The 22,749-nt window shown below is 57.7% G+C and carries 33 protein-coding genes; 19 read left to right on the top strand and 14 right to left on the bottom strand.

Going from position 1 to position 22,749, the window contains the following annotated elements:
• The first annotated feature begins 807 nt into the window (after window positions 1-807).
• Window positions 808-1,920 carry a tyrosine-type recombinase/integrase gene (locus BGIM_RS0134105; RefSeq protein WP_020474146.1) on the top strand — a complete coding sequence of 371 codons (1,113 nt, stop codon included), beginning with the start codon at window positions 808-810 and terminating at the stop codon, window positions 1,918-1,920.
• Here the strand turns inward: BGIM_RS0134105 and BGIM_RS0134110 are convergent.
• The 10 genes from BGIM_RS0134110 to BGIM_RS0134160 form a co-directional block, all read right to left on the bottom strand.
• The gene (locus tag BGIM_RS0134110; RefSeq protein WP_029631166.1) at window positions 1,907-2,158 is read right to left on the bottom strand and encodes a helix-turn-helix domain-containing protein; all 252 of its coding nucleotides are present in this window, start codon (window positions 2,156-2,158) and stop codon (window positions 1,907-1,909) included. The genes BGIM_RS0134105 and BGIM_RS0134110 overlap by 14 nt on opposite strands.
• Before the next feature lie 39 nt (window positions 2,159-2,197).
• Window positions 2,198-2,320: a hypothetical protein gene (locus BGIM_RS67925; RefSeq protein WP_020474148.1), complete on the bottom strand. Its 123-nt coding sequence runs from the start codon at window positions 2,318-2,320 to the stop codon at window positions 2,198-2,200.
• Window positions 2,317-2,526, bottom strand: coding sequence for a hypothetical protein (locus tag BGIM_RS63735; protein ID WP_020474149.1), 210 nt, complete (start codon window positions 2,524-2,526; stop codon window positions 2,317-2,319). The genes BGIM_RS67925 and BGIM_RS63735 overlap by 4 nt, the downstream gene beginning before the upstream one ends.
• Window positions 2,508-2,678, bottom strand: a complete 171-nt coding sequence (locus BGIM_RS63740) for a hypothetical protein (protein WP_020474150.1) — start codon at window positions 2,676-2,678, stop codon at window positions 2,508-2,510. Before BGIM_RS63740 ends, BGIM_RS63735 begins: the two co-directional genes overlap by 19 nt.
• Before the next feature lie 112 nt (window positions 2,679-2,790).
• Window positions 2,791-3,228 carry a type III secretion system chaperone family protein gene (locus BGIM_RS0134135; protein WP_020474152.1) on the bottom strand — a complete coding sequence of 146 codons (438 nt, stop codon included), beginning with the start codon at window positions 3,226-3,228 and terminating at the stop codon, window positions 2,791-2,793.
• Between the two features lie 69 nt (window positions 3,229-3,297).
• On the bottom strand, window positions 3,298-3,450 hold the full coding sequence (locus tag BGIM_RS60635; protein WP_020474153.1) for a YkvA family protein: 153 nt from the start codon (window positions 3,448-3,450) through the stop codon (window positions 3,298-3,300).
• A 22-nt stretch (window positions 3,451-3,472) separates the two neighbouring features.
• The gene (locus tag BGIM_RS0134145; RefSeq protein ID WP_020474154.1) at window positions 3,473-3,739 is read right to left on the bottom strand and encodes a hypothetical protein; all 267 of its coding nucleotides are present in this window, start codon (window positions 3,737-3,739) and stop codon (window positions 3,473-3,475) included.
• A gap of 45 nt (window positions 3,740-3,784) precedes the next feature.
• Window positions 3,785-4,162 (bottom strand): hypothetical protein, encoded by a 378-nt coding sequence (locus BGIM_RS0134150; RefSeq protein ID WP_020474155.1) that lies wholly within the window; start codon window positions 4,160-4,162, stop codon window positions 3,785-3,787.
• 39 nt (window positions 4,163-4,201) lie between these two features.
• Complete coding sequence (locus BGIM_RS0134155; protein WP_020474156.1) at window positions 4,202-6,085, bottom strand: type IV secretory system conjugative DNA transfer family protein; 1,884 nt, start codon at window positions 6,083-6,085, stop codon at window positions 4,202-4,204.
• Between the two features lie 126 nt (window positions 6,086-6,211).
• Window positions 6,212-6,982 carry a ParB/RepB/Spo0J family partition protein gene (locus tag BGIM_RS0134160; RefSeq protein WP_020474157.1) on the bottom strand — a complete coding sequence of 257 codons (771 nt, stop codon included), beginning with the start codon at window positions 6,980-6,982 and terminating at the stop codon, window positions 6,212-6,214.
• Window positions 6,983-7,364: 382 nt separating this feature from the next.
• Between BGIM_RS0134160 and BGIM_RS0134165 the strand changes: the two genes are divergently transcribed.
• Window positions 7,365-8,336, top strand: a complete 972-nt coding sequence (locus tag BGIM_RS0134165) for a helix-turn-helix domain-containing protein (RefSeq protein WP_020474158.1) — start codon at window positions 7,365-7,367, stop codon at window positions 8,334-8,336.
• A 228-nt stretch (window positions 8,337-8,564) separates the two neighbouring features.
• On the opposite strand, the gene BGIM_RS0134170 is transcribed toward BGIM_RS0134165, so the two are convergent.
• A complete protein-coding gene (locus tag BGIM_RS0134170) occupies window positions 8,565-9,074 on the bottom strand; it encodes a hypothetical protein (protein WP_020474160.1) in 510 nt (169 codons plus the stop codon).
• Window positions 9,075-9,713: 639 nt separating this feature from the next.
• Complete coding sequence (locus BGIM_RS0134175; RefSeq protein ID WP_020474162.1) at window positions 9,714-10,292, bottom strand: sigma-70 family RNA polymerase sigma factor; 579 nt, start codon at window positions 10,290-10,292, stop codon at window positions 9,714-9,716.
• 78 nt (window positions 10,293-10,370) lie between these two features.
• Here BGIM_RS0134175 and BGIM_RS0134180 point away from each other — a divergent pair, with 78 nt between their 5' ends.
• The 5 genes from BGIM_RS0134180 (at window position 10,371) to BGIM_RS0134200 (ending at window position 13,333) form a co-directional block, all read left to right on the top strand.
• Window positions 10,371-10,697 carry a DUF6166 domain-containing protein gene (locus tag BGIM_RS0134180; protein WP_020474163.1) on the top strand — a complete coding sequence of 109 codons (327 nt, stop codon included), beginning with the start codon at window positions 10,371-10,373 and terminating at the stop codon, window positions 10,695-10,697.
• A complete protein-coding gene (locus BGIM_RS0134185; RefSeq protein ID WP_020474164.1) occupies window positions 10,694-11,431 on the top strand; it encodes an ATP-grasp domain-containing protein in 738 nt (245 codons plus the stop codon). The genes BGIM_RS0134180 and BGIM_RS0134185 overlap by 4 nt, the downstream gene beginning before the upstream one ends.
• Window positions 11,432-11,433: 2 nt before the next feature.
• A complete protein-coding gene (locus BGIM_RS0134190) occupies window positions 11,434-11,871 on the top strand; it encodes a hypothetical protein (protein ID WP_020474165.1) in 438 nt (145 codons plus the stop codon).
• 137 nt (window positions 11,872-12,008) lie between these two features.
• Window positions 12,009-12,482, top strand: a complete 474-nt coding sequence (locus BGIM_RS53850; protein WP_020474166.1) for a Panacea domain-containing protein — start codon at window positions 12,009-12,011, stop codon at window positions 12,480-12,482.
• A 20-nt stretch (window positions 12,483-12,502) separates the two neighbouring features.
• Window positions 12,503-13,333: a hypothetical protein gene (locus BGIM_RS0134200; RefSeq protein WP_157369643.1), complete on the top strand. Its 831-nt coding sequence runs from the start codon at window positions 12,503-12,505 to the stop codon at window positions 13,331-13,333.
• A 24-nt stretch (window positions 13,334-13,357) separates the two neighbouring features.
• Here BGIM_RS0134200 and BGIM_RS67930 read toward each other — a convergent pair whose 3' ends face one another.
• Window positions 13,358-14,017 (bottom strand): GP88 family protein, encoded by a 660-nt coding sequence (locus BGIM_RS67930; protein WP_020474168.1) that lies wholly within the window; start codon window positions 14,015-14,017, stop codon window positions 13,358-13,360.
• A gap of 156 nt (window positions 14,018-14,173) precedes the next feature.
• On the opposite strand from BGIM_RS67930, the gene BGIM_RS53855 reads away from it, so the two are divergent.
• From BGIM_RS53855 to BGIM_RS0134255, 10 genes are all read left to right on the top strand, one after another.
• Window positions 14,174-14,680, top strand: a complete 507-nt coding sequence (locus BGIM_RS53855) for a transposase (RefSeq protein ID WP_020474169.1) — start codon at window positions 14,174-14,176, stop codon at window positions 14,678-14,680.
• Between the two features lie 70 nt (window positions 14,681-14,750).
• The gene (locus tag BGIM_RS0134215; protein ID WP_157369644.1) at window positions 14,751-15,527 is read left to right on the top strand and encodes a hypothetical protein; all 777 of its coding nucleotides are present in this window, start codon (window positions 14,751-14,753) and stop codon (window positions 15,525-15,527) included.
• Window positions 15,528-15,903: 376 nt separating this feature from the next.
• Window positions 15,904-16,158: a helix-turn-helix domain-containing protein gene (locus BGIM_RS63745; protein WP_020474172.1), complete on the top strand. Its 255-nt coding sequence runs from the start codon at window positions 15,904-15,906 to the stop codon at window positions 16,156-16,158.
• Window positions 16,142-16,363: a hypothetical protein gene (locus BGIM_RS0134225; protein ID WP_020474173.1), complete on the top strand. Its 222-nt coding sequence runs from the start codon at window positions 16,142-16,144 to the stop codon at window positions 16,361-16,363. Before BGIM_RS63745 ends, BGIM_RS0134225 begins: the two co-directional genes overlap by 17 nt.
• Before the next feature lie 341 nt (window positions 16,364-16,704).
• Entirely contained in the window at window positions 16,705-16,908 is a 204-nt protein-coding gene (locus tag BGIM_RS63750; protein WP_020474174.1) for a hypothetical protein, read from the top strand.
• Window positions 16,905-17,210 (top strand): hypothetical protein, encoded by a 306-nt coding sequence (locus BGIM_RS0134235; protein WP_020474175.1) that lies wholly within the window; start codon window positions 16,905-16,907, stop codon window positions 17,208-17,210. The genes BGIM_RS63750 and BGIM_RS0134235 overlap by 4 nt, the downstream gene beginning before the upstream one ends.
• On the top strand, window positions 17,207-17,455 hold the full coding sequence (locus BGIM_RS0134240; RefSeq protein WP_020474176.1) for a hypothetical protein: 249 nt from the start codon (window positions 17,207-17,209) through the stop codon (window positions 17,453-17,455). The genes BGIM_RS0134235 and BGIM_RS0134240 overlap by 4 nt, the downstream gene beginning before the upstream one ends.
• Complete coding sequence (locus BGIM_RS0134245; RefSeq protein ID WP_020474177.1) at window positions 17,452-17,739, top strand: hypothetical protein; 288 nt, start codon at window positions 17,452-17,454, stop codon at window positions 17,737-17,739. Before BGIM_RS0134240 ends, BGIM_RS0134245 begins: the two co-directional genes overlap by 4 nt.
• Before the next feature lie 181 nt (window positions 17,740-17,920).
• A complete protein-coding gene (locus tag BGIM_RS0134250) occupies window positions 17,921-18,703 on the top strand; it encodes a DUF551 domain-containing protein (protein WP_020474178.1) in 783 nt (260 codons plus the stop codon).
• Window positions 18,696-18,986 (top strand): hypothetical protein, encoded by a 291-nt coding sequence (locus BGIM_RS0134255; RefSeq protein WP_020474179.1) that lies wholly within the window; start codon window positions 18,696-18,698, stop codon window positions 18,984-18,986. The genes BGIM_RS0134250 and BGIM_RS0134255 overlap by 8 nt, the downstream gene beginning before the upstream one ends.
• Before the next feature lie 1,493 nt (window positions 18,987-20,479).
• Here the strand turns inward: BGIM_RS0134255 and BGIM_RS0134275 are convergent.
• Window positions 20,480-21,910, bottom strand: a complete 1,431-nt coding sequence (locus tag BGIM_RS0134275) for a PIN-like domain-containing protein (RefSeq protein ID WP_020474183.1) — start codon at window positions 21,908-21,910, stop codon at window positions 20,480-20,482.
• 299 nt (window positions 21,911-22,209) lie between these two features.
• Here BGIM_RS0134275 and BGIM_RS0134280 point away from each other — a divergent pair, with 299 nt between their 5' ends.
• Both BGIM_RS0134280 and BGIM_RS0134285 read left to right on the top strand, forming a co-directional pair.
• The gene (locus BGIM_RS0134280) at window positions 22,210-22,398 is read left to right on the top strand and encodes a hypothetical protein (protein ID WP_020474184.1); all 189 of its coding nucleotides are present in this window, start codon (window positions 22,210-22,212) and stop codon (window positions 22,396-22,398) included.
• Complete coding sequence (locus tag BGIM_RS0134285) at window positions 22,395-22,622, top strand: hypothetical protein (protein ID WP_020474185.1); 228 nt, start codon at window positions 22,395-22,397, stop codon at window positions 22,620-22,622. The genes BGIM_RS0134280 and BGIM_RS0134285 overlap by 4 nt, the downstream gene beginning before the upstream one ends.
• Window positions 22,623-22,749 lie beyond the last annotated feature (127 nt).

Genomic DNA, 22,749 nt, shown 5'->3' on the forward strand with positions numbered 1-22,749 from the left:
ATCATCCAACCCGTTTGTCGGTAGATTTTTTCAACGCTGATACCTTATATCCAAGAATTGTATCCGTCACCGATGAAAGTCCATCTAACCCCTATGCTCCGAATCTCCTCCCGCCTCCGCATCCATCGCGAGGGGGCGTCATTCAACTGCATACCCCCCCCCGCGATGGGCTCCGACAGCCGAAGTTGAAGACAGGTCAGTGGGGATGATTAGCCTGTAGACAGTTCACGCATGTTCATCGGATTCTGCCCGCTGCATGGAGCGGCGAGAGCGAGATGTAGAAGCCTGGCGGGACGGGTGACAAATGATGTGAAAATGTGCGGGCGAGATTCGTATCCGCAATTTTGGGGAATTAGCCCAATAAGCTGCCTGCCACTCTACCTCTGCCAAATGCCTTCAATTTCTTTTTTTCCAGAACTACAATTTGGCGATTTGACCGCCATCAACAACTCTTCCGGAGGCTTTTGAGACATCAATCAACCATTTGCCTAAATGTCGATCAATCCAAAACAGAGGTGCGATTGTAGTGATGATTAAATGAATGTTAATTATAGATGGCACATAAGTGGTACTTATGTATTCGGAAAGGACGAAAAAAAGAGACCCCGGAAACCTAGGGCTCTTGAAAAGCCTTGTTTTTCCGGGGTCTGAAGTTGCGGCGATAGGATTTGAACCTATGACCTCCATACTCAAACATTTCAGAATAACCCTTATTTTCAGGCCATTTTAGCACTTCTGACCTTGCGCCGGGAACCAATTGGGAACTATTATGGAAAGAGTTAGTTCCCGACACCAAGGAGCGAGGTTGTGGCCAAGAAAAAACGCGGGGAGTGGGGCAAGCCGTGGCACCGCCAGGACCGTGACTTGTGGCAGGTCCGCATCGACGGCATCCGGCACACCCTGACCGACCAGCACGGCAATTACATCCGCGGAAAGGACAACGGGGCCGCCGCCGAGCAGGCGTTCTACCGCCTGATGGCGGCCCGTGACATCCCGAGCGTCGGCGACAACAACGAGGTGCGGATGATCCTCGACCTGTACCTCCAGGACATGGAGCGGCGGGAGGTGTCCCCGAAGACGTTCAAGAACTACCAGGGCTTCTTCGCCTCCTTCCTGAAGCGGCACCCCCGCCTGCTCGTCAAAGACCTTCGCCCCGCCCACATCCAGGAGTGGTGGAAGAAGTCCCACCCTCAATGGGGCGCGTCCTCCCGGAACCTCTCCGGCAGCGCCTTCAAGGCCGCCATGCGCTGGGCCGCCCTGCCCGGCAAGGGCGGGGCGATCATCCCCAAGAACCCCCTCGACGGCATGGAACTCCCCACCATGCGGAAGCGGTCGTCGGACGTGGTCGTCACCGAGGCCGAGTTCCAGCGGCTGATGTCGCTCGTCAAGTCGGAGGAGGTCCGGAACGTGCTGGTCGTCGCGTGGCAGACCGGAACCCGGCCGGTGAACATCTGCCGGGCCACCGCCGCCAACCTCGCCGACGGGGGCAACTCGCTGTTGTTCGCCGACTGGAACACGCCCGCGGGGAGCGCCGTCCACAAGACATTCGCCAAGACGGGAAGGCCGCTGGTCGTCCCGCTGACCGACGCGGCCAAGGAAATTTGTCTGGGCCTGGCCCGCAAGCGGCCGGAGGGGGAGTTGTTCCGCTCGCCCACCGGCCTGCCGTGGACGGACGTGCGGCTGGCGACGCTGATCATGCACTACGCGAAGCGGGCGGGGCTGGAGGGACGGTTCACCGCCTACTCGTGCCGGCACACGCGGGCGACGACGTTGCTCGAACAGGGGCACTCCGACTCGGACGTGGCGGCGATCCTTGGCAACACCCCCGGCGTCATCCACCGTAACTACTCGCACGTCGCCGCCAAGACGAACCGCCTGCGTGACCTCCTCAACAAGAGCCAGCAGGCTACAGAAATTTAGGGGTGAACACCCGCGGGATGATCCGGGGCTTCTTCCCGACAGGCGGCGGGCTGTTCTCCCTGTCCCGCATGTACTTCGTGAGCGACGCGACGTAGAACCGGATCATCTTCCCGTCGCGGTAGCCCCGGATCACTCCCCGCCTGAACAAGGCGTAGAGTTTGGTCTTCTTCAGTCCCGTGAGCAACATCGCCTCCTTGTAGCAGCACACCTTCCTGGCGCCGTCGTTCTCCTCACTCATGGTTGCATCCTCAACGAAGGCGCGTCCGTGCGCGGGCAATCATCCTTTGTCATCGGGTTTCTTTGGCGGCGGCGGGGGCGGGCTGACCGCCTTGTCCCGCTTCTCGCAGAATGCCCGGAACGCCGCCATCAGCCGCTTCCGGGTCTCGGGCGTGAGCTTCACGTCGTCCTCCCGGCCAGCGGGCCGTATAGCCTGTCTGCCATTCGATTCGCGACTTCTTCGTGTCTCAACAATTCTTCCTTGATGATTTCCTGAAGTTGCCGCCACACGTCCTTGCGGGCGGATTCCGTCATCTGCGGCGGGACCAGTTGCATGAGCCGGTTGGCCAGCCGGAACGCACTGTCATGAATCAGACTTGTGCTGGGCATGGGGATGTCTCCGATGCCAGTGCTTTCCGGACGGCCGCGTACACGAGGTACGAGACCGTCACCGTCCATTCCGGCGGGATGACGCCGAGCAACCCCGCCAGCACGTCACCGGCCGCCTGCGCGGCCAGCGTGTGGATTGAGTCCTCGCTCATCGCTTCGCCCTCCCGGCCCGCAAGCCGACCAACCCCGCCGCCACCGTGGCGGCGAGGAGGATCAGCAGGGAGAACGTGTTGACTGAAACCATTGCGAACATGCGAACTCCAGTTAAGTGCGAAACAAGCCCCGCTTGTGGAACACCGCGTCCAAGGCGGCCGCCTCATTCACCAGCTTCCCGCACACCGCTTTGAACCGGGCGGGGCGGAGGCCTTCAATCTGAAGGAAGGTGGTGATGGAGAACGTCATCTGGCCTTTGAACAGGCCGCATTGCCACGACCCGAAATCGAGTTCTTCGTTCCGCTCCAGCAGGAAGCGGTACAACCCGTCCGGCATGTCATCCGGGTCGAGACGGCACGCGCAGAAGGTGACAATGCTGTCCAGCAGGTCGTCCTCGAAAACCCACACGGTGCGCCTGTGAACAAGCGCGCCACCATTGAAATAAAAGCCGACGCGGTTATGCTCCCGCGCGTCGATAGGCCAGTCGCAACCGCGGGCGACTTGTTCGATATTGCGGAAGAAGGCACGAGAGGCGGAGGGGGAAGACATAGTCATGCTCTGTGAAGGAAATAGTTGGCAAGAAGGAGCCGGCACAAGGAAGCCCGGCCCGTCGTCACGTCAGGGGGTGGAGTGCTTCTTCATCAGGGCTTTGACCCCGATGATGATCGCCACCACATCGTCGACCCACCCGAAGACGGGAATCACGTCCGGGATAAAATCAATTGGGCAAATGACATACAAGGCGCTGAGAATCGGAATAAGCTTTCGCACGTCGAAAACTCCGAAGGGGGAATCATTCGCCATCGACGCGGTAGACGATGACGGTGCGGGGGTGGCTGCGTTCAAAATCTCGGTGCTGTCGGGCGAATTCAGCGATGTCGGCGGCCGACACCCCGCCCTTGCCCATTAGCGCGACCATGGACGCATAGTCGCGGGCTTTCGGAACCTCAGTCAGGAACTCGTCCAGATTGCCGGGGGCGACGGCGTAGCGAGTGAACGAAATTTTGGAGCTTAACAAGTTGAACAGGGACTTCATGATGCTCATGGTTTTGCTCTGCATGATGTTTCCGGAAACAAGCCCCGCCCGCATGAGCGGGGCTGTAAGTCAGCGGCCGAGGCCGCGTTCCTGCTGTTGCTGGTTGTCAATCTGTTGCTCGGGCTGGATGTCAAACCCGAGCGCCGACTGCCGAGGGGCGCTCATGACGGTCGTTGCCGAGTGAATGCCCCCCTGTCTCCCGGTGAGCGCGTCTGTGGTAAGAGAAGCCGTGGGAGACCCTGGCGAACCCTGTTCCCGCACTGCATGCAGGGAGTCCGGAAACGCCGGTATGGCGGCATTCCACAAATCCTCTTTCCCGCCGCGGAACACCGCCATAAACTCGGCGCCGAGCGAGACGGGCTGGGCCATATTCCGTTGCGGAAAGGCGTACAGCATGCTGGCCCCGCTACCAATGATCGCGCCCAGCGGCACCTTTTCTTCCGACACCTGACCCTCCTGTAAAGAATGGGCAATTTCGGATATGGATTAACGGCGCTTCGTAGCGCCGGTTGATTTGGCTGACTTCTGCTCGACCGATTTGGCCGGGGCATTCTGTTCGACAGGCTTGACCGGCGACTTCGTGAGCGTGGGGGCCAACATCAGGCACGGCACTGCCACACTGAAGAGGGCGATCAACAGACAGTGAAGGGCAAGGAAGCGGCGTCGCCTCTGGCCGAGGTGTGGAGCCGAACGAAAGCCGCGTTGGTAGCAACGGGCAAGACGGGTTAGTAGCGGAGGCAGGCCGGGGCTGAAGATCAGGGCGATTTGATCCCCGAGGTTCAGCACCTCGCCGGGCTGGAGCAAAGCCCTCGCGTGCCGGTTCTCGTTGATCCCGGTGTTCGAGCCGGAAGACATCGAGTCGTGGCCGTGATTGTCGAGGCTGCGGCCCTTGTTGCCGCCCGTCGAACTCGTGCGGTAGACGGTCGTGAACTCCCCCAGCCGCTTGCTGATATACTCGGCCGTCTGGAAGTCGTTCACGCCGAAGAAGACCTGCGTGACGTTCCCCAAAATCGTCTGCGATTGCTCGGGAAAACAATGTTCGAGTTGGGCAAGTCCCTGCATGTACATCTGGACCCGGAGCGAAAAACCGCGCCCCAAATTCAGCGCCGTTTCCAAGGCCCGCAAGTGCCCCACCGCACCCATTTCGTCGCAAATCACATGGACCAATCGCTTCTCGCCAACCCCTTGCTCGATGACCGCATTGATCATTGTGGTGAGCCAGACTCTGACCAAATTCCGGTGAGAGTCGATCAAGTGTGCGGGCAGGATGCAATAAACGGTCACCGGCTGTGACCTTAAATCGCGCGGAGAAAACGAACTCGCACTGACCGAGGCCGCGACGGCAGGCGAATTGAGCCAAGTAAGATGCCTGGCCACCGTCGTAAGAGTGCTGCCCTTTTCCCGGTCCACGAAGTGTTGCAACTGCGATACGATCCTGCCCAGCATCCCCGCACACAAGTCGCGGTTGCCCGCCATTGCTGAGATTGCGGCAGCCAGTTCCTCGGGCCGCGCCAGCGTCGTGGCAACCGTGTTCAAATCCCTCGGCACGCCGTTCCCGGCCATAAGCGTCAGCGCAATAATGGCCGTAAGCCACATCACGGCCGAGTCGTTGAAGTGCGGCTCTTTCTCCCCCTTCTCTCGAACCACGATGGCTTCTGCCAAAGAACGAGCCAAGTCCAAAAGATGCGGCGAAGCTCCGCTGATTCCATCCAGCGGATTCAGCACGTCCGGCGTGTCCGTGACAACGTGAAACGGGTCGAGCAATACCACTCGATGCCCCATCTTTCGCCGAATGGCAGCGGTCAGAGTTGCCGCCTCCCCCTTGGGATCGAAGACAATGGCAGAGTCGGGATTTCGCATCAAGAACGGCAAAAGGAACGACACGCCCTTGCCGCCACCAGTGCGAGACACAATCAGACTGTGGATTGAATGTGGAAGAGTCACCCACAAATCCTTCCGCGACAGAGCCGCGAAGAACTGCGTCACCGCCACGTCCGACCTTGTCCGCAGCCGTAACAGTTCCCTCCAGGCCTGCCGGATCGGCGGGGCAGGAATCTTGCCAATGAGCAATCCTGGCTTCCCGCTGCACAGGTCCGCTTGAATAGCTTCCGATGGCGTGATGAACGCCGCCGTCCCGTGCGTCCACGACGCCGCGATGTAGCGCCGCTTCTTCGCCAAGGCCAAGGCGATCATTCCCGTGAAGACCATCGACGTTGGCTCGATGATGGCCAGGTACACCGCAAGCAAAGCGGCGCTGAACATCCACGAGACGGCGGCCACCACGAGACAGAGCCGCGAGAACCGCATGCCTTCCCAAGTCAGGCAAAAGATGAGCGAACGCCAAATCATTCTGGTCGGATTGAGTTTCATTGAAACCCTCACGAACGAGGGCCGGTGTTGAATCGGTTGTCATCGAACGACCCTCGGTACGTACCTGAAGCACAGCCGCCCTTCGGGGCGGCCAGTGACCGTGCGGAAAATCAAAACGGGCTTAGATCAAGCGGCTTCGCCACCACGGCGAACCTTGCGGATGATGGCGGTCAACGCCTCCACGATCTTCTCGGTGGCCCAGTCGCCGGGGAACACCAAACTGAGCGGTCCATCTTTCAGTTTTTTCGGCTTGGGTTTCGCTTTTGCGCTCCGGGCCTTCTCACGAGCGACCTCGGCTTCGAGAGCCTCCACTGTTAGCAAACCAGCCACGATCCGCTTGGCGGTCTCTCGCTGCGCGTCGGACGACAGGTCGGCCAGCGTGTAAGCTGCCCGTTCTGGGATCATCCCATCGCCCTCGCCAACCTTGGCGTGCAATTCCACAATTAGATTTTCCAGCCACTTCAAAGCCTTGCTCACGCGCGGGGCCTTAATGCCGTACTCGAAGCACAGTTGAGCTTGGGTCCAGTTCTCGGCCCTGAGCGTGTCGAAGTAAAACTTTGCCCTTTCACGAGGGGTGAAGTCGCGGCGCATCTCGTTCGACAACCACATGCCCTTCCGCTTCTCCTTTTCGGAGGGCGGTTCCGGGTAAACGAGCACGGGCACGGTTTCGAGATTTTCGAGCCTTGCACACTCCAGTCGGGTCACCCCGTCGTAGATGACCGTCTTCGTGCCGGATTTGTAGCCCAGCAGCGGGACCTGGATGCCCCGGCGTCGAATGTCGGGACGCAGGACGTTGTCTCGGTATTCGGCGTACTCTCGCGTCGTGCGGTCACGTCCGTCTGTTTCCAGAGCAAAACAGAGGTAGACCATGACCGCCATGAACTCTGGCTCGGTCACAAAATGTCTCCTAGAAAACGAGGGTGAAATGGGGCGACGAGGGTTCTGACCCCGAGAAGTTTCAGAGAGTTTCAAAACTCGTCAGTGATTGTCAGCAATCAACCAGGTCGCGCCGCGAACGCGTGTTGAATCCAATTGCACCGCTTGGTTGAGCCAGTTGATTTGAAGACGCTTGTTGAATGTGACTTGTTGAATTTGCAGAGTTTTCTGTTGAGAAGCGACAAGCGGGTCGTTATTGTCTGAGAGTCCCGCCAGAATCCATTTTTCTTTTTCCTTCCAGGTGACGTCACAGAGTATTGGCCTGAACTCCGACGGATTTTTTGGCGTGATCTGCCATGCACGTTGTGCTGGCTCATTCCCTATTCTTCATTGGAGACCAGTCATGTCAGACGAGTGTCCGAAGTTCGCCGACTTCATCAAGGCTCGCCTAAAGGAGCGTGGCACTACACAGAAGGCCGTCGCGGAGGCCATCGGCGCTACGCAGTCCAATCTGAATTGGTGGGTAAAGGAAAACCGCTGGCCGAAAGACCGCATCAAGGCATTCTGTTCCGAGTTAGGCCTCGAAGCGGTGGACTTGTACGAGGGGACGACGCAGACGTCTTACCTCATCGTCGCGGATGGCGGCGAGCAGAAGAAGTTCTCCGTGTCCGGCTGGTTCGATTCTCGGACGCACACGCCCGCGTCACCGCCACACGACTTTGGGGCGGTCGTCGAGGCTCTTGGACCGGTCGTACAAGCTCCGTGCGTTCCGACGGCGATCACCAAAATTTTGAACACCCTGAAGGACGGGGACTACCTCATCACCACGCGGCAGTCCACCCGGCCCAGACTGCTGTCCAAAGGCAGGAAATACGCGGATTGCGTCAGTGCATTGATGGGAGCCGCTGACCGCGGGCTTCAGACGTGCTTCATCCTGCCAACGAGCGACTCCAGCCGTAACTTCATGAAGCGGTACTACATCCAGGACGTGCCTAGGGCGTGGTATTGCCCGGAAACTTTCGATGAATTCGTGACGGCTTACAAGCGGCGCCTCGCGGAAGCGGGCGACTCCAACTCGGACTCCACCTCCCAGAGCCGATTTCAATCGCTGGAATGGGACGATTTTCCGATGAGCGCATTCGGCACGGAAGTGATGCTGATCGGGACACGCGGAGACTGTGGGCTGCCGATCCGTAAAATGTTCACGTTTGTCACGATGGAAGATGGAGCGATCATGATTGTGCATGACAGACACATCGCCATTGAGCGAATGCGGGCGTACTTCCGTGTGGTGCTGGAAGAAAGTGCCGCCCGCGCCGCCCCCGTGCAGGCGAGGTTCTACAACCAGATTGTGGACAAGATCATCGGCGGGTAGGCTTCCGCTCGACAAACGCCCGACGATGTGCTTTTCCTTCTGGGCCAGCCTGACGCCTTTCTGGGGCAGGCTGGCACCCTCACTCCACCACACCCTTCCCGACCCCGCGGCTGAGTTCCACCGCGAACCGCTGCTTCTTCCTGCATCGCTGGCAGGTTCTTCCCCGCCGCTTGTGGGTGAGCGTGTCCACGGAATCGACCCAGTCGTGGGGACGGATCAGGCAGGTCATCAGCCGGGCGTGCGTGCGGCGGCTTCCATCTTATGAGCCACTTCGTTCAACGCTTCGTCGATGGCCATCGCGGCCGAGCGGCCTGCGGGGGTCGAGGGGAGCTTCCACACCGGGCCTTGCACGGCATCCTGCTCGAAGCGGAGGCCGGTGCTGTAGCCTTCTTCCGTCTTCTTGTGGTCACGCATCACCTGCACCACGGCATCGTCCGGCTTGGTCTGACCGGCGGGCAGGTTGAACTTGAACATGATCTGCTCTTTGCCCGTACCGTCTTTGGCGGTGAACATGCGGTAGCGGACTGGTTCAACGTAGCGTTCCGTCCAGCCTCGGCCGGGCTTCTTGTGAGTCTCGGCGTGGGATCGCTCATCGGTGCGTTCAGCAGTTGCGGCGGCGATGGACTCGATGATGGTCGGGGCGGGGTTCTCGGCGGGTGTGGTTTCGGTGCGAGCTTCTGTGTGTTGTTCGGCGGGTTCAGTCTGATGTGCTTCGTCAGCGGTGCGTTTCTTTGCCATGTGGCCTCCTGTGTCTGGGTTAAACCCGTTCATTGAAACCCAGCGGAAGCAATGAACGGGCCAGACCGGAGTAGCGCGTTTGGGGGGAAGTGTCAAATAGGAAGGGCCGGGGATCGCTCCTCGGCTGTTTTTTTGCTGCACGGGGCGATCAACTCCCCGTGGCCCTTGCGGGTCTTGAGTGCCAGTCCAGATTTGCACTGATTGAACGCAATCGTCCGAATCTGGACTTGGTTGGTTGCGGGCCGGACGCTGCCCCGGCTGCCCTCGGGAGGCGGGCGAGATCGGTACGCCGATCTTTGTTTAGTCTCCTCAGTCGCACCCGTAAAGGACGTGCTAGCGTGTCTGCTTTCCACGCCGCCGCAACCGCCGTCATCCTGCCCCATTTCCTCGTCTCGCGCAACTCATTTGAGCAACCCGCTGCCCATCAAACAAAAACGGCCCGCCCCCTTTCGAGGACGAGCCGCGACGCCCGCGAGACTGGGGTCAAAAGGCTCCCGCAATTGCGATGGCCGTCCGACCCGTCTTTCAGGGTGTCTCGTGTCCGGTAGCTGTCCGGAGACTGGGTCAAAAATGGTGCAGAATGTGTGCCAAATGATGGCGGGAATGTAACGAGGCAAAGTGCTTCAACGACTCGAACTGCTATGACCGTCCACCCGGTTCCAATTCCTCTTTGCACTCCCGCCGAATCTGAGAAATTCGCCCTCTTGAAACGGCGTGCTTCTCCGCAAGCGTGGACGTGTCCTCTCCAGTCATCATGTCCGTTACGATTGCCCTCTTCTTGGGAGTCATGCGTTCGAGCCACGTTCGCATGTCGGTTTTGAACGCCGCACAATCCGCTGGCGAAGAGTGCCTATTGTCTACCACGGTGTCCATCGGGCTTAACCCGTCTTCCGGCTCCTGGGCGACCTTGAAGCCAGCCCGGAGTTGGTTCGTCCGGTCAGAGACATCGGTGGACATGAAGCCGCCGGCGGCCCGTCTTCCGGCCTTGACGTGCTGGCAGCACCGCTTGGCGAGGACGCAGATGAAGCTGTCGGGTTCTTTCCCCTGTAGGTCTGCGGAGAGGTACGACTTCCATGCTTGGGCGGTCATCTCCTGAACGGCCTCGGCGCACTTCTCCTTGCCCCAGTAGCGGAAGTGGTGATGTCCGACTTCCTCGATTTTTGGAAGGACTGCCAGGAAACGTTCGTGGATCGCCTTGATGTTCGGAGGGGCTTGCATCCGCGGACGGTAGCGCGAATGGGACGGTGGCGCAATCCATTTGTTGACCGAAGGCCCGGCTCATGTTTTCCTTCGGCCATGAAGCATTTTGTTGGAACCAGAACCCCTGATGGCTTCGAGGTGGATGTCCTCGACCAGTCCTTTGAAAATGGGGGGTATCCGCTCACTCCCAGAGAGGGGCAGGCGTTCGCATGGGGAACATCGGGAGCGGGGTCGATGAACTTGGCCCTAGCCGTTTTGCAGGATGTCTTCGACGGAGACGAGTCACTTGCCCGGAAATGTGCGAACGACTTCAAGCGAACCGTCATCGCCCAACTGCCCGAAGATGGCTTCTCGCTCTCTGAAGAAGATGTCCGGCAGGCCGCACTCGGACTGACCGGAGCAATGGGAAGGAAGCGCGTATGACCTTTACCCTCCCGCCCATTCAGGCCCCGACTGACGAGGAAGTCAAACAGTGGACGACAGCGAAGTGGAAGGCCCAGGAATCCGCTCTGCTTTCCGGACTTCACCCAGCCATCATGGCCATAACGATCCCCACCATGTTCTTCGCCATCCCCATGCAAGAGGTGAAGGAGAAGTGGTTGCCAGTCTTCGACGGGAAGAATGACGGTGAGGCCTGCACAAGGCAGGTCGAATGCGGGCGGAGGGCATTGGCCGAATTTCCTGATGGCGTGTTCTTCAAGCTCGACAGTCGCAGCCCGAAAGACTCGGACATCGGAAAGTACACCGCCGAGAACCTCGACCAACTGCCCAACGCGTTCTTCGGCAGCGAGAGGGTGTTCGACGACATCTGCCTGCAACGCCACCACCGCGACCGGATCGTGCTTTGCTTCCGCAAGTGGGTGGAGTTCGGCGAGGAGTACCGCGTCTTCGTGAAGGAGCGCCAGATTCAGGGCATCAGCCGGTACGACTACCTGAGCGCGTCCAAGGTGGAGCATACGCCGGAAGTGGTCGCCGCAGTGCAGGGTCAGGCCGAGGGATACCTCGCAACGATCAACGAGCATTACCCGCCGAGCGACTACGTCTTCGACATCGGCCACACTCCCGATGGGCCGGTGATGATCGAGATCAATCCGTATGGCCTGTCAGACCCGTGCTTGTTCGGCAGCTACGCGAACATTCGCGGCTTCGTCGCCTGACTGTGGACATCCCCGACCGCATCCAAGCTATCCGCGATGCCGACCCCGACTTCTGGCGTAACCCGGACGCCCTGAAGGCCGCCCTCATGGTCTGGCAGCCGGAGTGCCACGTCAACGACCACGGCATCTTCTCTCCCTGTCCGCGTGAGGTGGTGGCCATGTCAGGGAGGGCGGTGGCCGAGGTGGGCGTCTGCCGCGTTCGTGAGCATTGCTACGTCTTCTGCAGCGGGCTGGAAACTTCAACCACGGGATTCGGTTATGCCCCAAGCGTTTGGTCAGCCCATCCCTACGACACCGAGGACGCCGCACGGCGGGCAGGCGTTCAGGAACTGCTCGAACGTACCGCAGAGCAGAAAGGGCATTCGGCAGCGGAGAAGGCTGAACTTTCGGTGATCCGGGCAAGGCTCAGGGAGCAAGTTGCCCAGCCGACGCTGTTCTGATCGATTCTGACGCTGCAAAACTTGGCCGAACCTTCTAAAATGACAAAAGATTCCAGCTACTGACGTTGCTGTTCCCGAAGCTGCATGGGAAATTCAAGGTTTTGATGGCCGGAGTGCCGCGAGCGGGAGGGCGTGAAATGACTCTGCAAGACGTTACCGATTACATCATCTTGAAGGTAACAGAAGGTGGCGGCGACCTGAATCTGCTGAAACTTCAGAAGCTCGTTTATTATTCTCAGGCTTGGCATTTGGCCACCGCAGGCGAACCGCTGTTCGACGGAAGATTCCAAGCATGGATTCACGGGCCGGTGAGCAGAGAGCTTTACGACAGGTTCGCAAACACGAAATCGCTGTACTCTCAGGTATGGCCAAGCAATGTCACGCCTGGGTTTGACCCAGACTCCGTTCCTTTGGCCGCGCGGGCACACATTGACGCTGTTCTTGAAGCATATGTGCAGTACAGCGGCTCGCAACTTGAAGAGATGACCCACCGCGAAGAGCCGTGGCAGCTCGCCCGAAAAGGCTACGCCCCAAGTCAGCGTTGCGAGGTTGAAATTGATGAGGCGGCAATGTCCAACTACTATGGGGCGCGCCTAGGGGAAGGAGACTGACCCAACAGGAGGTGGATGACGTGGCAAAATTCAGGCCTGTTCTTGAAGCACCGACGCCGCCTCGTGGCAACACGCCTGTCGTTGGCGAAGTTCCCCTCGCTACCAAATGGACGTTCTCTTTTAGGTTCTGGAAGCAAGTTGAATTCTTTGGTCTCGACAAAACAGATTCCAAATGGTTCGTGTCCTTGATGGAGAAACTTTCAGAGCTTAGCGGGGAGGAGATTGACGATTTTTTCTCTGATGGTCCGAAGAAAGCCAGGTGGCGATACCATGACATTTCTTGGACTCAGAAAAACATCCCTCTTCAACGGGCCGAACTGAATTGGCTTCCCAAGGATTATTTGGACAACCCAGAAGAATACCCCATAGTTCAATTTCAAGTATCTCAGGCATTAGGAAGAGTTGTTGGCTTTTGGGACGAAAACCGAGTTTTTAATTTGGTATTGCTTGACCCGCTTCACAACATTCAGCCCGCCAAGCGGTTTCACTACAAAGTCAACCCTTGCTCGCCTCTGCCGTGTGTGTATACGACGCTGCTTGAGGATGTTGATCGAGTCAAGAAACTGGAATGTACTACCGCCGACTGTCCGGCAAGGATGGCACTCGCAGCCGTCCCAGATAAAAATCACGTATATTCAGTTTCAATTTTGCGGATAGAGGACGGTGTCGCAGACGACGTGACAAAGTTATTGGAAGCAGATCCTAAGCTTTCGATGCAAGGAATTATTGAAGAAGGAGTGCTGAGTCTGCTTTGCAAAACTCCCGGGCAAGCCCCTGCAAATGGCGGTGCGGCGCAATCTGGCATTTCAGACGAGACGATCACAATCAAAGACCCCAATGAAGGCTCATAGCGAGCAATTCACCGGGGTCTCATTTCACGCGAAACACCGTTGGCAGGAGCCGCAGGACACTTCGCTATTCACTTCGTTCGGACACAACGGCAGAACGGTTAACCCGATCCGTGGACGAGGGAGCTTTCGCAACCTTCGGACGCGGAACACAAGGTCGGCAGGTTTCGGCGGCGTGTCTTCATCGACTTGGAGGTAGGCAACCTTGATCCGTTTGGGGATACGCTCGGGCGTTCCTGTCTCGGAGTCAGTGCTGTACCATCCTCGGACTTGCTTCAGTGCGGCCATTTTCTCCAACACCTCCGCAATCTCCGGGATTCTCCATGACCTCGTGTACCAGTAGTACCGGGGCCGGGAAACCTTCTTCATGATCCAGAGCCACCTTTCGGCGTAAACCCTGTCCATGAAATCGCCAGAAGTATGGACCCGAAGGACCAAAACTCCTTTGCGGCGAACCTCCTTGACCATGCGGTCGCAGAAATCGTCACGTTTCGTTTGCTCCAAGTTCCAGTCCAGCCGTTCTTTGACTGAATCGAACCGGAAGCGATGACGTGTGGCGTAACAGCATCCCTCGCAGATTGAAGTCCTGCCTGGGCATGTTGTCACCGCGGGAATGGACCAGACGTGGATCGCAGTCCCGAGTTTCGTGTTCCCTTGCTGCAAGAGTCCACGCACCGTAGTCCCCATTTTTGAAATCCTTTCGAGAAAAGAGAAAGGGGGATTGGGCGAAAACCCGGCGACGGTGACAGGGGTTGGCGCTTCGCGCAAGCAAAGAAAGTGGTTGACACGAGCGTGTCACCGCGCTAGGGTCGCGGCAGTTGAATGGAATCGAAGGGTTCAGGAATGACTGGGTTAGAGAGCCTTAAAACTCAAATCGCTGATCTGGCATATCTGCAAAGAATGACCGATTCCGAGGCATACGAGATGATCAAAAACCTGCGTTGGCTGGAAAGCGACGGCAGGCCGGAGTGCCCTCGATGCGATTCGCGGGCGATCTACGAGTATCGCTCGCGGCAAATCTTCAAATGCAAAGAGTGCAGGTCACAGTTTTCGGTCACTTCCGGGACGGCTTTCGCGAGCCGGAAACTCTCCCACCGGGACATCCTGATTTCAGTCGCCGTGTATCTCAGCGAATCCTCTGGTGTCCGTGCGTTGAACGTAAGCCGATTGACCGGCAAGCAGTACAAGACGACTTTTGTGCTCTTGAACAAGCTGCGTGAGGCGATGGCCCCCACTTCGGATGAATGGATCGGAGACAGATACTTGCTGGCGACGGCAAGAGCACTCGCTTCCCCGGTAAGCCGCGATTGGAAGGCATACTGGCAGCGGTCGGGGGCATATGGGAACTAGACGCTCAAAGCACAACAAGGGCCGCAAACCTCTGTACAAGGAGCACAGAGGCACAGGTGGAACCGCGACCATGCCGTCGACGATTGTGCCTGCCACGGCTGATCAGATTCTGGCTCGGCCGGCGTACATGGGCGGAATGCTGCTCAACCAAGGTCTGAATTGGAAGGATCGAGACAAGGAAAGGCTCCGCATCCTGTGCGAGGCGTGCGCCGACGTCGAGAGGAGTGCCGCCGCTCTCGGGAGGGAACCAAAGACGCTTGCGTACAAAGCCCGTGAGCTCGGCGTGGTCATGCCTGAGTCGTGGACACTGCTTTTGCCCAAGCCCAAGTACGTCCCGCATCCCCGAGAACGAGTCCAGTTACTTCGCTACCCGTTCATCATCAAGGCCACGGGAGATCAGGCCGACCTCATCGCCGTGACCAACTTGGTGCCAAAGGGGCTGCCGGACGAGATGCGGGCCGACATATGCCAAGAGATTCTGTTGGCTGTGTACCAGGGCAAGATCAACATCTCCACGCTGGAGAAGCGACCTGACTTGGTGAGGAATTACGTCAAGCAATGGCGGCGGGATAATGTCGAGCGGGGTGGGTACGGGGTAATGTCCCTGAGCCAGTATTGCGACGATGATCGAGCAAACGACGAGATCGCCTCGTCCATCGCCGCGAAAGACTGGGATTGGCAGCAGATGAACGACAAGCGGTCGGCTCACGAAGCAATGATGGCAACATTCACGCAGCCGACCCAGATTGACGACGTGTACCGCAACGAGATGCGAAGGCACCACAAGCAGTCACATGCCGCCGGACGACACTTGAGCTTTGCGGAAACAGTCGAAATTTATGGGTAATGGGATGAAGGAATCGAAGGCAAAGTGTTCTGACTGCGGAAAGACGTTCAAGCCATCAACTTGGTTTCACCGCTATTGCTCTGGGCTATGCCGACTTCGAGCGAGCCGCAAGCGGAAGCATGAGCAGTCCAAACAGAACACCCAGCCCAAGGATGGGCGGTGAGGTGAATGATAAGAGTAATGGGTTAATGGTAGGTAGGTTATGATCGAAGGTGAAAGCAGAGAGAAATTGAAGAGGGTCATTGCCCGGATGGAAAAGACCTCTTGGGAGTTGATTGAGGAATACGTGAATCGAACGGCGACGGCGTAAACATTCAGATAACGCATCCAAGTATGGGATGGAGAGAGCAACAGAGGAAATGTCCGGGGGGGGGTTATGGTGAGTTTCGACAACGAAAAGCTGGCAAAGCGAGTTTACGGCGCACTTTGGGAGAAGCGGCTTCAGTACCGCGATGCCGCCGAACAGATGGGGATTTCGACATCAACAGTCTGCCGCATCGTGACGCACCGCAAGCGGCCAGATGTGGACTCGTTAGCACGAATCCTCGATTGGCTGGGCGATGACTTCAAAGATTTTGTTAAACATGACCGACCATCGAGGAAACAGTCACCCCATGACCCGCAAGCATGAACCCCTCCCCCACGTCACTCTGGCTTCCGCTGGGGAACTTATTCAGGAGTTCTCTTGGATGAAAAAGTGCAAGAGGTTTCCGGTGAGGATTGTCTACAAGCTGGTGGGGTTGCTTTATGAGGAGAATTTGAGGCTTAGGCTGAGGATTGCGGAGTTGGAGGGCAGGGATGGAGATAGGAAGTGGACGGGGAGGGTTGGGAAGTGAGGGCGTCGCCCTTCGGGCCGGAGAGCTACGGGGTTCGCTTCGCTGCGGTCCCTTCGGGACTGAATCGCTACGGCAGCTAACGCGTTGAAATAGAGAGGAAAGGAATCAGAAGGTGAGCAATGAATCGATAGATGAGAAGCCAAACGAGTGCCCTGTGTGCGGAGACTGGAAGCTGACGAACGCGAAGCACTGCAAAGACTGCGAGACGTGGAAAGAAAATACCGAAGCGAGACGCAAGGCTTTGGCTCGCCGCAAAGCATTCGGGAATTTGCTATGACGGATACGCGCCCCATGCCACAGTCTAACGCAAGGAAGTAACAACACAACCAAGGAAGGTGAATATGACGAAACTCGGTTTGACGACACTGGCAGCAGCAATGCTGGCAACTGGACAACTCGTTCCTGAAGGCATGGGGTTCCCTCTCTCCCAGCCAAGGCAGACCAAACAATTCACGGTGTTCGATCAGGAGCGATTGGACAGGGCTGAGGCAAAACGTGAGCGGCGTTTGGCTCGGAACCTCGCTGTGGCCAAGGAGACATTATGACCAAGACCATAGGGAGCGAAATGGAGAGGCTGGAAAAGCTGGAGCGGCAGTTTATCAAGGCGAAGGAAGAATATGACTACATGCGGCTGGAGCATGAGCGAGTTCTGTTGATGCACGCAGAGCGTGACTTCGGTGCAAACGCAATTGCCATGATGGCCGTCATCCGTGCGCAGCAGAATCAGCTTGAGGTGGCGAGGGAGGCTCTGCTTTATGTTCGTCACCGTGATGCTCGCTGGCACGACGATGATGTTGTGACGCCAGCCCTTGATGCCACCAACCCCAACCAGGAGCTACCTGCATGACGCAGAAACCCGAGAACCCACAAGCATTTCCGATGACGGTGCTCAACTTTGCAACAAATCAAACCCCTCACTCAGGCAGCGATTCCATTGGCATGACGCTCCGGGACTACTTCGCCGCAGCCGCTATGCAAGGCTTTTTGGCATCGGACGCCCTCCTTGACGGACAGGCTTCACGAGAGCCAAGCAAAACGGCAAAAGCGGCCTTTGGGTACGCAGACGCCATGCTGAAAGCGAGGGAAGCATGACGCTCATTTTCCCCAAGCATGCAGCAAGCCTTCACCTCGAACACAACACTCATAAGGCATATTACCTCACCGTAAAGCAGTCCATTGAGCAACACGACCACGGATTCAGGGATGACGATTGGGTGTCAGAGGAGCAGAAGCAAAAGGCAATTTCCACCAACGAATGCTGGACGCTCCAATGGTATCCGGACACTCCCGGTGGATTTTGCCTGTTGTCGGCGGCAGACCTAGATGTGCTGCTGGAGTCAGCATTAAGAGGCGAGACAGAAAGCGAGGCTGCATGAGCAAGCTCCCCGATACCTCTCCCATCATAATCACTTGCCTGCTCTGCGATTGCAGTTACGCCTATCCCGGCAACGTCGTGACGGTGGATAAGGTCAAAGAGTGTTGCGGAGGGAAGAATTTCAGGGCCGAGAAACGCGGCCAAGGTCCTGTGAATCTTTCGCACCTTGCCGGAGGACGCGTATGACTCAGCCAACGGATACACGCGCCCATTTCCCCGACATCTCTCCCATCAGCGATGAGTGCCGCACTCGGTTTGAGGCGTGGCACCTCGAAAGCTATGGCGTGCCGTATGACCGGTTTTGTTCGCATTCAGCAGGAAGATGGCATGGCTGGCAAGCCGCATTGAACCGCACTCCCCCATCCATCAGCCAGTCAGGGTGGATGGACATTGAAACGGCTCCGTCCAACAAGATTCTGCTGCTGTGGTGCGATAATTCGTTGCCTGATCTACCGAACTGGAAAATGGCTACCGGGGCGCGTCACTCCGATGGAACTTGGCATTGGGACGGCGAACGCCTCGACAAACCGTACCACCGCCTGCCCAGCCACTGGATGCCCTTGCCACCGCCCCCATCCGAGCAGACCAGTAAGTGTGTGAGTGCCAAGGACATCGCCGCCTGGGTCAATTCGCCAGAAGGGAAAAAAGAGTTGCAGGAGGTTCAGGACCGCAGCGCCCAAATTCTCAGTGAGCTGGCAGATGCCCGGAGGATCGACCCTGATGAATTGAGAAAACCGATGGGTATTTATCCCACCGCCTCATCCGTCTTGCGTGAAGAACGGGTTGGGTTACAGGTACTTGACGAGGATGCGGTCGAGAGGCTGGCCAAGTATCACCGCGATGTACAGGTGGGAAAAGTTCCGAGTGCGTTGCAATGGGAAGCGTTACATGAACCTGAAAAGGATCAATACCGTGAGTGGGCTAGAGGAGCTATTTCTGCCTTGAAGGGGGAATCGCATGTCTGATTATCGCTGCAAGCAATTTGAGTTATGGGCCGTGCAGCAAGGCCTTTCGGTGGAAATCTCTGACAAAACCATGGGGTATGACGACAGCGACACCATGTGGGCACGCATGGCGTGGGATGCTAAACAAAAAACCAGAGTGCAGGGGCTGGATGATCCGGGGTTGGTGGAGGTGGTTGCAAATTGCCTAGACGACTACTTGGACGGCGTTGTTGACGGAGAGAGTGGACGCAGAATCGCCAAAGCCGCCATTCGGGCAATCAAGGAGAGGGTGAACGGGGTATGAGCGCGAATATCTCTCCTGACGTATTCATCCTCAGCCAACGCGACCTTGACTCACGCGAGCAGAAGGCATTTCAACGCGGCGTTGAGCGTGGGCGATTCGAGGAGCGGGCGGCGATGGGCAAAGAGCGAGTGGCCATTAACTGTGCCAACTGGAAGAAAGGACGGTGCGGGGATTGTGGCGTCCAATGGCAAGGCCATGAGGTTGACAGCTTGTTCAAATGCCCGTTCTTTGCTGAAAAGACTCCCGTTGGATAACCAGCCGGAAGGCCAAGCCATAACCCTCCCCCTCTTCCACCCCGCAACCTAGGGTTGGGCGTTGCCTTCGGCCCGAGCCTCTACAGGGTACGCTTCGCTTCCGTCCTTCGGACCGGCTTCGCCGCCATTCCGAGTCTCTAACGCGGGGCCGAGCCACCTCACCCCGTTGCGAGACAGTGCCAGGGGTGGTACAGTGCATACCTGAACGGGCAACGACGACGAATTATGCCTACAATCTGACTATAGGCTTGCGGTCGGAGGGTGATGGGAGTGAGCGAGTTTCGACTGCTCAAAGTGCCCACACCAGACGCCGACCTACTTGCGCGCATCGGGAAGTTGCGCGTGCGAGCTTGGACCACGCTAATCCCTCAAGCTGCTGCGATGGGAGCTTGGCTGGACGAGTTTGAGGATGCTGCCCATCATTGGGTGGTTTTTCATGGCTCGGAACTCGTGGCCGCCGCGAGGATGAGCATCCACGCCGCACTAGACTTGGTTCCCGACCCTGAGTGCTTCGCCGGGGTCTTTGGTGAGCCACCGGAGGCACCAATCGCGTCCTTCAATAGGCTTGTGGTCGATGGCCCCTGGCGTGGTTTCGGGCTAAGTCGTCAGTTGGACGAAGCGCGGCTCAATTTTGCAATGGCGTCTGGGTGCCGGTCGGTTATCGGCTCGACCCCCGCTGGGGAGGGGCGTTTGCGGCAAGTGGCCGGATTAGGGTTCGTTGTGGTGGGGGAGGGCAATTTGGACCACCGCCCGCCCTGTTGCTTTGGCCCACGCCCAATGGTCTACTGGAAGCCCCTGCGTTCGTGATGTTGTTTGCGGACCTTGCGTCTCAGTCGTTTACAGGCGTCCAACGGGGGGCAGTGGTGAGTTCGGAACAAAGGGCGGTCCGCGGATGGTACTCGGTCGCAGCCCGCGGTGCGGTCGGGTTGGTCATCGGCGCCGCCATTGGTCATCTCACACTTACAGAACCGGACGGCCCTCCGCTTGGAGGAGCTTGGCTAGGCGGGTTGCTCGGGCTGGGGATTGGGTTGTTGGTCGGTGTATTCATGTGGACGGTGTACCCGTACCTCGGCCCCGAGGAACCAGGGTCTGACCCGGAAAGCCGTCCCCCTAAAGAGTGAGGGCGTCACCCCCGCGGGGTCGGAGTGCTACGGAGTACGCCTACGGCTTCCGTGCCTGCGGGACCGGCTGGCGCCGCCTCTCCTATCCCTCACGCGGCATGGCGCGCACAATCCTCAATCAAGAACGAGCCGGATCGTTGCAATAATATTCGTATTCGCGGAGGTGCTCTAAAAACTCTGCATATCGGTCAGAAAATTTACCAATATGATGCTCGATGCGAGGCCCGCCTGTCAGTTTCAGGAATATTATCTTGCCCACTTCCTCTTTAATCTCATTGGCAAAATAATGCAGCCGCTGCATCTGCCGCAATCTGTCTGGATCAATTGGAGTCACAGTGGCGGTATATTTCGCGACCTCTCCGCCAATCACTCTGACACAATGCTCTGCCTGAACCGGTATTGTGTCCGAATTGACTAATATGCCTGTGTCGTTTGCTCCGAGGCGAATCATGTTGTTAAATACGCCCAGCAATTCGCGATACGAATTTAACGAGTCAATAAGTTTATCGTCTGCATAATAAGTCTGGCCGAGCATTATCTTTGCTTGTTCAGCCTCATGCACCGTCCTGTCAGTTGCATCAACAGATTTCAAGAATCTCGACCAACTCATTATCGTGAAATGGAAGCCGGTTTCCTGAAAAAACTCGTGCGTCAATTCAGGTCGAGGCATCAGGGGTCTGTCGTTACTTCTTACAAACCAGTCAGCCTTCTCCTCGTTGCATACAAAAATTACTGGCTTCTGCTTGTCTTTTGCAAGCTGAATCAGGGTGTGCCAGATAAGCAAGTCTCCGACGCCCTCGTCAGGCTTTCCACCGTCCTTATAGCCAGGTGGAATTTTGCGAGCAAGCCGCCTCGACAAATCTTCCCTGATTTGAACTTGCGACAGGCTGTGATCCACGATGCGAAGTCCTGTGAACACTTCACGGTAAAGCTCGCTCACCTTGTCATTCCAGCCCCAGTCGGCAAGGATTTGCTGAAGCAGGTTTAGCTTTTCCTTGTACGCCTTAGTTTTCTCTCTTATTGCCGCTCCTAGCTCTTTGAGCGCAGTGTACTCGGCTATCCCCTCAAGCATCGGACAGTCCAAGGACTGAACCGTCGGGAGGGAGCTTAACCGGTTATAAACTTGTGAAGAGACATCGGCTACTTTTCTGGCTCGATTCTTGCCGTACTCTCTGACGGCCTGGGCAGGTGCAAAAAGCCGCTTAGCCTGAGCCAGTTTCAGGTAAATGACTTCCAAGTTGGCGACACTTTCTGATCCCATTAGAGAGGGCGCGAGGAGTACATTGGCATCCAGTCCGAATACGGCGGTTTTTGCCAACTCTTCAGGCGAAGGAGACCTGTAGGTGAAAATGTCTTCTGGTTTTGGGAATATGGTTTCCAGCCAGAAGAGGTCGACATCACCCTTCGGCTTCTGAGCGTTGTTCTCTGGCTTTTCAGCTTCAGCGGGAACTGGCTTTCCTTTTCCAGCCTTCGGTGCTTCATTTTTTTTGAGCGGGTTAACGCCCTGAGCATCGCCAGAATCGGCGGTTTGATTTTCGTCGGAGGGCATATTCAGCTCAAGAAAGACTGCTTGTACTGGTCAATTGTAAGAACAATTTCCGCGGCGTCGCGTTCCCTGCCCCATACAGGAAGCAAAGGGGCGCTGCCCCTCCCGCAATCAAGGGGCAAGGCTACGCTTCCGGGCCAATTACTTTCCCCTCGCTAAACGGCGATTCCTCGCGGCCGCTGACGCTCCAAAGTAACCGTCCCGGAACCCCTTGACTGCTCCTCCCCGATCTCGGCGATGGCCAGAAGGTGTACGGCTTTTCAAGCACGACACCTTCATAACCAACCCAGAAAGGACACCCCATGACTGACAACAAACCCAGCCACACCGCCTTCTCCGTGCGTGACGGGAAGGACGGCAAGACCGGCCGCTGGACCGACATCGGCGTCGCGTTCGCCACCAAGGACGGACGCGGCTTCATCATCCACCTGAACAGCCTGCCCCTCGACGGACGCGTAATTCTCCGCGAGGCAGATCGGAGGGGGTCATGACCGCCCAATTCGTCGGCGAAGACTGGAGGTGCGAGTGCGGGAACACGACCATGTCCAGCGGGTTTGACCCCTGCCTTCGTGACGGCACGGTTGTCGAGCCGTTTGCGGACCAGTGGACCGAGGGCGACCTGTACCGTTGCATGCAGTGCGACCGCATCATCGAGTATGACGCAGTAGACGACGAGGGGTGGATCGTCGGGTGGGCCGTTCCTGTGGCGGTCTAGCGGGCGATTCAGGTTGGGGGCAGTCCCAGCGGCGGCCCTCAGTCAGCCGACTGACCGCACCGGCGTGCGCTCGGCTTGGCCTCGCTACAATGTTCGATGACCATTTACCGCGAGTTTCCCACGGACA

It is taken from the genome of Zavarzinella formosa DSM 19928 (genome assembly GCF_000255705.1).
Lineage (GTDB): Bacteria > Planctomycetota > Planctomycetia > Gemmatales > Gemmataceae > Zavarzinella > Zavarzinella formosa.